Source organism: Citrobacter sp. wls826, from assembly GCF_005281245.1.
GTDB classification, from domain to species: Bacteria; Pseudomonadota; Gammaproteobacteria; order Enterobacterales; family Enterobacteriaceae; genus Citrobacter; species Citrobacter braakii.
This window is the reverse complement of record NZ_SZWS01000033.1, coordinates 1-9,444: the sequence shown is the minus strand read 5'-3', so window position 1 is coordinate 9,444 and position 9,444 is coordinate 1. Positions and strand designations below refer to the sequence as shown.

The window sequence follows — 9,444 nt, the reverse complement described above, 5'->3', positions numbered from 1 at the left end:
CAAATACCGAAGACAAGCATTCTACGGGGAGAAACGTAGGGCGATAGGTAGCATTCATCAATTGGCGGAAATTTTCAGCGGAGAAATTGTTCTCGAATACGCTCACAGACGAAGCTAAACGTTTTTATCTTCACCACGGATTCAAAGCATCTCAACTGCAGGAACGAACTCTGTTTCTCAGGCTTTCATGATTGTAATGAGCAGAGGAGGTCAATGGCCAAACGTGGGCCACATGGGGACTTAGCTGAGTACGTATCAAATTGAATTTAACATAATGCGCGTTATGCGCACTAACGTTGTAACTGCAATATTCTAATGTCACTTTTAACCCATTTAGTGATGTCACTTTTTCTGGCATAAAGGATCCAATCCTCAGGCTATGGAGACATCAGGATACTTGTGACCATGTCAGATAAAGAACTCAGCCGGATCAATGTCATTCAGTCAGTTGTCGAAAAGCGTATGCGCCGTCGTGATGCCGCGCACCAACTTGCTCTGACCGAACGTCAGACGCAGCGTCTGATGAACCGCTTTCGTGAATCAGGTCCCGCTGGCCAGGCAAACCTTCGCCGTGGACGCCCTGGTAATCACAGACTCCCTGAGTCACTGAAGCTGCGTGTACTTTCTTTACTTCACGATCACTACAGCGACTTTGGACCAACGCTTGCCGCAGAAAAATTGCGCGAACGCCATAACATCACGGTGTCTGTTGAAACGCTCAGAAAATGGATGACGGCAGATGGACTCTGGGTTCCATACTCACGCCGCAGACCCCGTGTTCATCAACCCAGATACCGGCGTGACTGCCTCGGAGAACTTGTTCAGATTGATGGTTCTCCGCTGACTGGTTTGAAGGACGCGCACCCAAATGTTGCCTGCTTGTCTTCATTGATGATGCTACTGGCCGCCTGATGCACCTCCGCTTCGGTGAGACTGAATCAGCCTTTGATTACATGATGGCTACACGAGAGTATCTTGAACAACATGGCAAACCACTTGCGTTTTACAGCGATAAGCACGGCATTTTCAGGGTAAATAATGGTGGCTCCACTACGACCGGAGTCACCCAGTTTTGTCGTGTACTTTCTGAACTTGGGATCGAGTTGATTTGTGCCAACAGTCCACAGGCTAAAGGCCGTGTGGAATGAGCAAATCAGACGCTTCAGGACCGGCTTATCAAGGAGATGCGTCTCGAGGGAATCAGCAGTATCGAAACAGCCAACGCCTGGCTGGATACCTTCATCGCTGACTTCAATCGTCGCTTCGCAAGACCAGCAAAATACCCCAAAGATCTGCACCGACCCGTGGCTGAAAGCGACGAAGAGCTCGATGATATTTTTGCCTGGCAGGAACAGCGTAAGCTGTCTAAAACGCTGACATTCCGCTATGACAAAATGATATATCTGGTTGAACCTACTGAAGAAAATACTCGCATCGCTGGCGAAAAAATAACAACCTACGACTATCCGGACGGCACGCTGGCATTCAAATACGGTTACCGTTCACTCAAATATCAGGTGTTCGACAAACTGGAATGTGTCGAACAGGGACAAATCGTTGATAACAAACGTCTTGGGGCTGTTCTGAAGCTGGCGCAAAGCAAAATGGATGAACTCGAACGCGATGGTAAGCGTGATCGGAGCAAAAAGATGCCTAAACGACGCGCACAGGCCAGGGTTCAGGAGCAATTGAGGGCCATTAATCCCGTGCTGGCTAACCCGGAAGAGTTTCGAGCCAGCCTTAAGCGTTAATGTCCCCTCGCCTGCTTTAACTCGTCAGTAGTGGCTCTGACAGGCATGGCAATACTTACTGCCGAAGTGTGAATGTATCCCTGTGGCAGCCATTACGGAGGATAGCTTTTTGGGTGATCCTTCATAGCATTTTGGACAGAAAGGGCCATTTGGCTTTCCATCAACAGGTGAGACTCTGTAATAAAAACCATCCCGAAACTCTAATTCGTCAACACTATTAAGTTGTGCTTTAAGGGATGCAATTTCGCTTTGCAGTCCACTTATCTCTTGTTGAGCATCAGCAAGATTCATCCGAGCTTCACTAAGGCTTAAGTACAGGTCGCTGAGTTTTAGACGAAACTCAGCCTCATTGAATGCTGCTGTCGCATCCTTAAGATCTTTTGCAATATTGAAAGCCAGCTTAACTGCATTTAATCCTGCAGTAATTGATGTCATATCAGCCATTTACCTTTCCATTCCATTGACTATATAAAGACATGATTATGCAGAATTAAGCAGAGGAATAACTTTGATGAACCACATAAAAGTGACATTTGATACTGGGAAAATCAGGTGACATTTTAAGCTTGTAATAACATTCATTGCAGTAGCTAAATTGAGATGTCCATCTCTGACCCAAATTGGGTTCCGGGCCCATTTCCTCTAAAAGTCTCACCTTGTTTAGGTAATTAATTGAATTTATTTAGAAAAATTTGCTATTTTAGCATCGTTTTTTATTGTTCTTTTTAACCTGAAGTACGTCGCCCGAGAGATTCCTGTTTTTTCTGTCACTCTGCCATTCCGCACAGTTATTTAGAGCACTATTACATACGAATCCCGTTCCTTATAATGTACGGGCGTCCTTGCCGCAAGACTCCTTTTCTAGCCAGATCATCACCGTTATCATCAGATAATTATCTGATGATAAGCATTACAATGTTGCAACTTTCACATACATACCTGGCAATATGCCACGCAACTTCTGTTCCAGATCATTTTCAATATCCATTTGGTCGTAGCCCGTGCCGATATTTGTTGGAACAGAAAAAAACATACCTGTCTTGCGTGGATTGATGACAACCTCTGATTTACTTACATTAACCGCAGATAGCGTGATCATTGATACTTGACATTGCAGTTCTTGTTCACCGTTCATGCTTATATCAAGATGCCCAGAAAACATATTACGCATTGTATTGGAAATGAGTTTATTCGTCGTGAAGCCTGGGATATATTCCTCCATCTTAAGAACGAATTGGGACTGCCCTGCTAGAAATTCCCCGTGTAATTGCGTGAATAGTGACTGAGACACTCCGGCCAGAACAGCAAAAGGGAATTGTGGAGATTTTAAAATAGGTCTAATCCCATTCATTATATTTTCATTTTCAAGTTCTGAAAGAATATCATTAACTGTTCCATCGTCTAAGGGAGAGGTATTAATGTGTGTGATATTTCCACTTGCACCCAAAGGTATTTCACCACAAATGGCGTGTATTATTTTTTTGAACATTTCTGGTTTTAATTCAATTCCGTTAACGGAAATACTTCCTGCTCGTGTAATGTCTTTAATACATGTATCAAACCATGGTCTTGAATCCATTAAGTCCGGCGCGCATTTCCGAACTAAAGTATAGTTGTATTTTTTTTGGTTAATCTGTTCTGCAGCGTAGTTGATTTTTTTGCATAACAATTCAGGACTTACCGGTGCTTTAAAAATCAGATATTTATCCGGTAGTGCAGTGAAATTATCTATTTTTTCGTTACAAGAAAACTCTCCAATGACAGTAGACGCTTGGATGGGTTTTCCCAAAAGGTCTTTTTTGCCGTTGATAACATTGTTCGAGTCAGTAACAGGCTTTAACGCCAGTTGCACCAACTCCACGTTCACGTCGTCTGCGAGTGTCTGTGCTCTCCATCTCCCTGCATTGGCATAAGCGCAACGGGCTCCTACCAGAGAAGGATAAAATACCTCCTTGGTCACAGCTAGTTTCTTACCAGTCTGCCAGCTGAAGCTGTACCTTTCAGTTTCATTACGCTGCAGGGTGCATGAGCTGCCCGGTTCTGCATCCTGCAGAAAAGCCTTCAGTTTCTGAAGCTCAGGCGGCAGGTTGTTTCCCTCCTTATCCTCCAGGGTAGGAAGATGGCCATACTTAAGTAAGAAGTCCAGTTTAAAAAAGAACCGTTCCAGAGCAGCAAACACTCCTGTTTTACTTCCATCAATTTTGATCGCTTTTTCTGCCAGAGTCTGGTAACTGCTAATTCTGTCCCGCACACTTGCGTTCAGCACATCTGATATTCCTGGCATCGTCATTTCTCCTGATTATTTCTGTTTGTATATCATGCAATTCAGACAATTATTCGATGTGATACATTATATCATGATTATTTACCCTCCCTGATTGCAAAAAGTACTCATTTAACCCGCGCACTTTATATACGTTGCTTTCACATCATGGCTGGCCCATGATTTTTCCAGACCAGACGGCAGTTTGAAGTTAGTGGCGAGTACCTTATCCAGGTCAGTAGCATAAAGAGAGCCAGAAAACTCTCCCATCAACCTTTCAATAAATTCATCTGATAAAGGACGCCTTTTCTGAGTACTCAGATTCCTATTGTCCGTTATCTCGTATATAATTGCTGATATCTTTTCCGAAATATCACATCCGTTCAAATAAAGACGATTATGTGGAGAAGTCCAGACGCCTACGTTACCATCATGAAGATGGTTAAAAGTATACCCCGCCGCTCTTGTGTTCTCACTTACGCTTGCGTTGATGTATTAGTATGGCGCGCTTGCGGCCGCCTGAACTGCTAGACTTAGCCCATCCTTGTCGATTGGAAAAGTGTGTTTAACATCGATGTCCATATCCATTTATATTTGGCCGAGGGGGCGTGAACTGGCTTTCGTGAGCCCTACGGAGGACGCAATGCTTAGCGGGGGGATTTAATGACGTTGACTTAACGTCGATGTTTGTACCCGCCCCCCAGTCACTCAGCATTTATTGCTTTTCAGGTGTGCCACTATCGATGCATTACCCGTCATCGTTGCCTCAGCAGTGTTGATGTAAAAATCGACGTGCTCTTAATGTTTTTCGGCTTCGTTCATTACATAGTGACGCAGATTTTGCATTTATTACCATCATTAATCATAAATTAATCATGATTACACGTATAAGGTGTGTTACTTTTGATACCGTCATAATAAATCATTAGTTTGACTGTAGACACAACGCAGCTTAAAGCAAGAGTTTTTAATTTTGGAAAAAGTAAAAGACGAAGATAAGGTAGCAAAATTAAGAATACTGAACACCCCCATGAATGGGTGCGAGTTTCCTCTTTATGAAGATAGCAATCTTTTTGTCACGAAGAACTATTCTTTAGATGAGGATGGCTACCATCAAACCGAACTAATCCTCCCAGAGGAAGTTGTGTTCCTCCCTTCTGTGGGGATAGATTTTAATTTTGAGGTTGTCGTTAGCGAGCAAGATACTGATCATGAATTCACTATTTTCATTCGGGAGTTAAGAGAAGAAAAGTGCAATGAATATCAGGTAGAACTTAACGTGCCTTTCAGTGTTGACGGGTTAAAACTGGTCGTGGCTAAAAAAAAACGCCATGGTCTAAACAGGCACTAGGAATAAATGAAGTTAAAAATAGTGAGAAGAAGTTCTGGTTATGGCGCATCAATAGCTGGAAAATAACACTGTTATCTAGTGTTCTGTTTTTAACGGGAGTTTTGTTTTTTTTGTATTTATCCGATTCCATGACTTCTTCTTCGTCCGAAAAAGAAGAAGTCAAGAGTTTATCTGGTGCTCATGTTGATGAATATTTTGTCATTACCGGCACAGACGAAAAATTTTATGTTTTTACATCAAATCAAGAAAAAGCCATTTCCTTAAAAAGGTATGCTGATAATTTGAAGGATAAAGATCGTTATAATATAACAACGTATTCCAAAGAAGAGGAGCGAGTAAGAAAGATTCTCTCCGAGAGATATCCTGAACTGGTGCTGTATAAAATTTCATTTAACGAAATTAAGCAACCTAGTTTTATCGTCAGCGCCAAACATGCCTCATCCATAAAAAATAAAACTGAATTTAGTATATTGGTAAAAAATATCATGCCATATATTAATGATGCTAAAATAACCACTGTTGATGATGACGCCGTCATTGAAAGTGCTCGTTCGGGGCTCGAACAGTTGGGAGTTAATTATAGCATAAAAAAAAATGATGTTATGGTGAGTTTTATTGTAGAGATGAGCATTGATGACTCCCTATTATACAATTTTCAGAACTTTGTTTCGTCATTTTATCAAAAATGGGGGGCGTCAATTATAAGATTCAATCTTCTCCTTCAAGATGAAGAAGAACAGGTTTATTCTGGTGGTAAAATAGATGGTGTTACCTTCGTGAAAAAAAGTGACAATATATGGTTGTTAAAATAATGGAGTATGTTTATGGCTGATTATCCTGATTTAAAACCCACAGAACAAACATGGGGCTGGAATGGATACTTGGATGCTATTCGTCATCAATTTGATGAGGGTGTAGATACGCTTGCCAATGATGTTGTTGATGCTCTGAAAGCTTTGGCTGAATGTCCATCAGATCCAGCATTACTTGCGCAGTATCAAAGTAAGTTATCAGAGTATAATATCTATCGCAATGCCCAGTCAAATACTGTGAAAGCATATAAAGATATTGATGCAAGCATTGTACAAAACTTCCGTTAATTTTAATTGGGTTAAGAGGTATAATCTTTATGTCAGTTAATGGAATTGGTATAGCATTTAATGTCTATAATGATAATGATATTCACCATTCTGAACAAAGTGCTGGTGTAATATCTCTTGAAAAGCGTATGATTGATGCTATTTCAACTGCTGCAGTTGATGATGAGATATCAAAAATTGGGGTGTTTGAAAGATTAAGTGATCAAAATTTATTATCGTCTCCAGAACAATTATTGAAAATTCAAAATGATATCTCCGAACGAAACATTAAAATATCTTTAACCAGTGCATTGACTAAAAAGGCAGTTGATGCAGTTACCACATTAATTTCACATTAATGATAAAAATGATAGCGTTGCGTATTATTGGAATGCTTTCATTGATCCTGCTACTTACTTCCTGTAAGCAGCAGGATTTGTTGGAAGGATTGACACAGCAGCAAGCAAATGAAATTTTAGCCGTTCTTAAAAAGAATTATATAATGGGAGAAAAATTTTCTACCGGAAAAGACGGTTACACTGTTAGTGTCAATAATGATGATTTCCCTGCCGCAGTTGAGTTAATGAGGATTTATGGATTGCCTTCTCGGCCAGATATTGAAATATCACAATTATTTCCATCTGATTCTCTGGTCTCTTCTCCGATTGCAGAAAAAGCCAGACTTTATTCAGGTATTGAACAACGATTGGAGCAATCAGTAAAGCTGATTGCTGGAGTATACAATGCCAGAATTCATGTGAGTTATGATGGGGTTAAAGACACTCCTGGAAAAAAAGAAAATAAAATGCATGTTTCCGCACTAGTAATTTACAATCCTGACACAATGGAACCATCTGAACAAAAGATAGCGTCCATTAAAAGATTTTTGAAAAACAGTTTTTCGGAGGTTGAATATAATGATATTTCTGTTGTACTTACACCTGCATCTATAAGATGACGCCACCCACATTTTTTTGCTGAGATTGTGTTATGGATATTCAATTGTTCTTTCAAATATTAAATGATCCGATATCTTATCTCCATCATCAGCGTATGGAATTTAATAGGGAGATTTATAAAAACTCATTGGCCAGAACATATATGAACGAATTCATTGTTGACTATTATGGGCTTGATGTTAATCTCTCCCCCGAGGTTTTGACACATCCAACTGTTAACCTATGGATAAAAAATTGGCGCTTATTTCCTCATATTGTCTACTTGACTGGATGCTATTTGCTAAGCGAGTCATTATGTTGGCGAGGGTATATTTTCACTCAGCCCAAATGGGTGGCGGAGTTTATTTTTTCTGAGGTTTTTACAATAAAAAATCATTCAAAAAATCGGGTCATTCCTGATAAACTTACAATTATTAGTACAGGTTATCGTGCTCTTGGTGTTTGGATAGAATCCTTACCCAAGCAACTGAAATTGCGATTTGAATTAATGTTTCCGGAAAATATCATTGGATATGATGTCAATCATTCTGTTGATATAGTCATTTTAGCAAAGGTTTTAAATTATGTTAAAGAAAATCATACCGAACTCCAACTCCCGTCTTATTAATGATATTCTTCTACCCAAGGCCAGAATTTCTGAAAGTACCCAAAAAAAAAATACAGAACAAGAATTTCGCAAAAAATTAACAAAAATTTACAAGGATGCCGAAAGCAATATCAACAACCTGAAAGTTAATGCAATCGCCGAAGGATTCGAACAAGGTTTTCTTGAATTGATAACCGTAATGTCATCATATTTTCTTGATTACCAAAAAGTATTTCACACGCTTCAGAAAGACATAATGGATATTATCAGAAAAGCATTAGAAGCATCAACACAGCAACCAGATACAATTTTACACTTGTTTGATGAATGGTTAAATAGTCAACATCTGGAGGGGGATGTTATTTATATTGTTATTCCTAAAAGATGCCATTTCTTATCGTCGAAAATATCAATGAAACTTGAGTCATGTTGGGACGGGAAAGTTGATATTTCTTATTCTGAGGATTTTTGCTTTATCGTAAAAAACAATAAGCACATTATTGAGTTTAGACCTAGCGATTATTTTAACTCGTTACTTCCTTATTACAACACTACTTTCAAGAAATCGGAGCTTGAGAATTCATGTATTTCCGAAAAAGCCTATTCAGAGTTAATTGAGTCCATGAATAATAATTTGATGGCAATAAAGAATAAAAAAACAGATATGGGAAACAGCAATGATTGAAAATTTATTTTTAATTAACAACCCCATTGCAGAACAGGCAATACATTTGAGAAATGTTTTATCAGAGGACGCTATTCCGCTAAGTAATAAGTTACAGCAAGTGGCTCTAGCAGTTGACTCTAGCCCAACAACCTTCAACCACACAGGAATTAATTATTCTTATATTGAACCTTTCGTACAAGATTTTATTATTGCAATCACAAATCTCTCACCTAAAGAGGATGTTAATGATTATGCAAATGATATTTATAAAATAATTCTCGCCATCTCAACCCCGGAGAACAGAAAACCAGCCATCACAAAACCAGAACAACAAATGGCATTATTACAACAACCCCTGGAAATTATTGATAAATCCTCAGTATTATATGAACCCCTAATGGTCTTGTTCGTAGAACACTATGTACTTACAATCAGAAATGGTAAAACGGATGTGTGATATCTGCCCTGATAGCGAAAAAGGCAGCAACCATCAGGAGAGGTAATCTCACCAATATATACCATCATACTCTTTGCGATGGGATTAATCCATGGACATGGAATCTTTTATTTTTTGTAGCAATCCCTGTAAGTTTTCATGATTTTTTATTAAATCCCGCTCAATATCAATTGTTTTTTTTGATAGCAAAATCTCGTTAACATAACCAAACAATTCCGAGCAATTGTCCAGCATAAATTCTTTAAATTCTTGCAGAGCACCCTCCCCATGAATTTCTGTATACCCTGATATGTTAAAGGCTGTTGACTTAACAGTCTCAGTGCCCCCCCCC

At 39.5% G+C, this 9,444-nt stretch carries 12 protein-coding genes and 2 pseudogenes; 10 read left to right on the top strand and 4 right to left on the bottom strand.

Going from position 1 to position 9,444, the window contains the following annotated elements; genetic code table 11:
• Positions 1-95 precede the first annotated feature (95 nt).
• Both FDW87_RS08520 and FDW87_RS08515 read left to right on the top strand, forming a co-directional pair.
• Positions 96-191 (top strand): annotated as a pseudogene (locus FDW87_RS08520) (GNAT family N-acetyltransferase); the annotation flags it as partial.
• A 214-nt stretch (positions 192-405) separates the two neighbouring features.
• Positions 406-1,751, top strand: a pseudogene (locus FDW87_RS08515) (ISNCY family transposase).
• Between the two features lie 24 nt (positions 1,752-1,775).
• On the opposite strand, the gene FDW87_RS08510 reads toward FDW87_RS08515, so the two are convergent.
• From FDW87_RS08510 to FDW87_RS21040, 3 genes are all read right to left on the bottom strand, one after another.
• On the bottom strand, positions 1,776-2,195 hold the full coding sequence (locus FDW87_RS08510; protein WP_252363081.1) for a hypothetical protein: 420 nt from the start codon (positions 2,193-2,195) through the stop codon (positions 1,776-1,778).
• Between the two features lie 466 nt (positions 2,196-2,661).
• On the bottom strand, positions 2,662-4,035 hold the full coding sequence (locus tag FDW87_RS08500; protein WP_137379637.1) for a hypothetical protein: 1,374 nt from the start codon (positions 4,033-4,035) through the stop codon (positions 2,662-2,664).
• Positions 4,036-4,146: 111 nt separating this feature from the next.
• Positions 4,147-4,284, bottom strand: coding sequence for a hypothetical protein (locus tag FDW87_RS21040; RefSeq protein WP_170975102.1), 138 nt, complete (start codon positions 4,282-4,284; stop codon positions 4,147-4,149).
• Positions 4,285-4,987: 703 nt separating this feature from the next.
• On the opposite strand from FDW87_RS21040, the gene FDW87_RS23285 reads away from it, so the two are divergent.
• The 8 genes from FDW87_RS23285 to FDW87_RS08460 are packed head-to-tail and all read left to right on the top strand — an operon-like array spanning position 4,988 to position 9,113.
• Positions 4,988-5,365 (top strand): PrgH/EprH family type III secretion apparatus protein, encoded by a 378-nt coding sequence (locus FDW87_RS23285; RefSeq protein WP_137379636.1) that lies wholly within the window; start codon positions 4,988-4,990, stop codon positions 5,363-5,365.
• Between the two features lie 2 nt (positions 5,366-5,367).
• Positions 5,368-6,177, top strand: coding sequence for a PrgH/EprH family type III secretion apparatus protein (locus FDW87_RS08490; protein ID WP_137379635.1), 810 nt, complete (start codon positions 5,368-5,370; stop codon positions 6,175-6,177).
• 12 nt (positions 6,178-6,189) lie between these two features.
• Positions 6,190-6,465 (top strand): type III secretion system needle complex protein, encoded by a 276-nt coding sequence (locus FDW87_RS08485; protein ID WP_137379634.1) that lies wholly within the window; start codon positions 6,190-6,192, stop codon positions 6,463-6,465.
• 29 nt (positions 6,466-6,494) lie between these two features.
• Complete coding sequence (gene sctI / locus FDW87_RS08480; protein WP_137379633.1) at positions 6,495-6,803, top strand: type III secretion system inner rod subunit SctI; 309 nt, start codon at positions 6,495-6,497, stop codon at positions 6,801-6,803.
• A gap of 8 nt (positions 6,804-6,811) precedes the next feature.
• Entirely contained in the window at positions 6,812-7,402 is a 591-nt protein-coding gene (gene sctJ, locus FDW87_RS08475; protein WP_170975104.1) for a type III secretion system inner membrane ring lipoprotein SctJ, read from the top strand.
• Positions 7,403-7,434: 32 nt separating this feature from the next.
• Complete coding sequence (locus FDW87_RS08470) at positions 7,435-8,010, top strand: hypothetical protein (protein WP_137379631.1); 576 nt, start codon at positions 7,435-7,437, stop codon at positions 8,008-8,010.
• Complete coding sequence (locus tag FDW87_RS08465) at positions 7,967-8,674, top strand: hypothetical protein (RefSeq protein WP_137379630.1); 708 nt, start codon at positions 7,967-7,969, stop codon at positions 8,672-8,674. The genes FDW87_RS08470 and FDW87_RS08465 overlap by 44 nt, the downstream gene beginning before the upstream one ends.
• Complete coding sequence (locus FDW87_RS08460; RefSeq protein WP_137379629.1) at positions 8,667-9,113, top strand: hypothetical protein; 447 nt, start codon at positions 8,667-8,669, stop codon at positions 9,111-9,113. Before FDW87_RS08465 ends, FDW87_RS08460 begins: the two co-directional genes overlap by 8 nt.
• Before the next feature lie 84 nt (positions 9,114-9,197).
• On the opposite strand, the gene FDW87_RS21035 is transcribed toward FDW87_RS08460, so the two are convergent.
• A partial coding sequence (locus FDW87_RS21035; protein ID WP_170975103.1) for a hypothetical protein occupies positions 9,198-9,444 on the bottom strand: 247 nt, incomplete at its 5' end.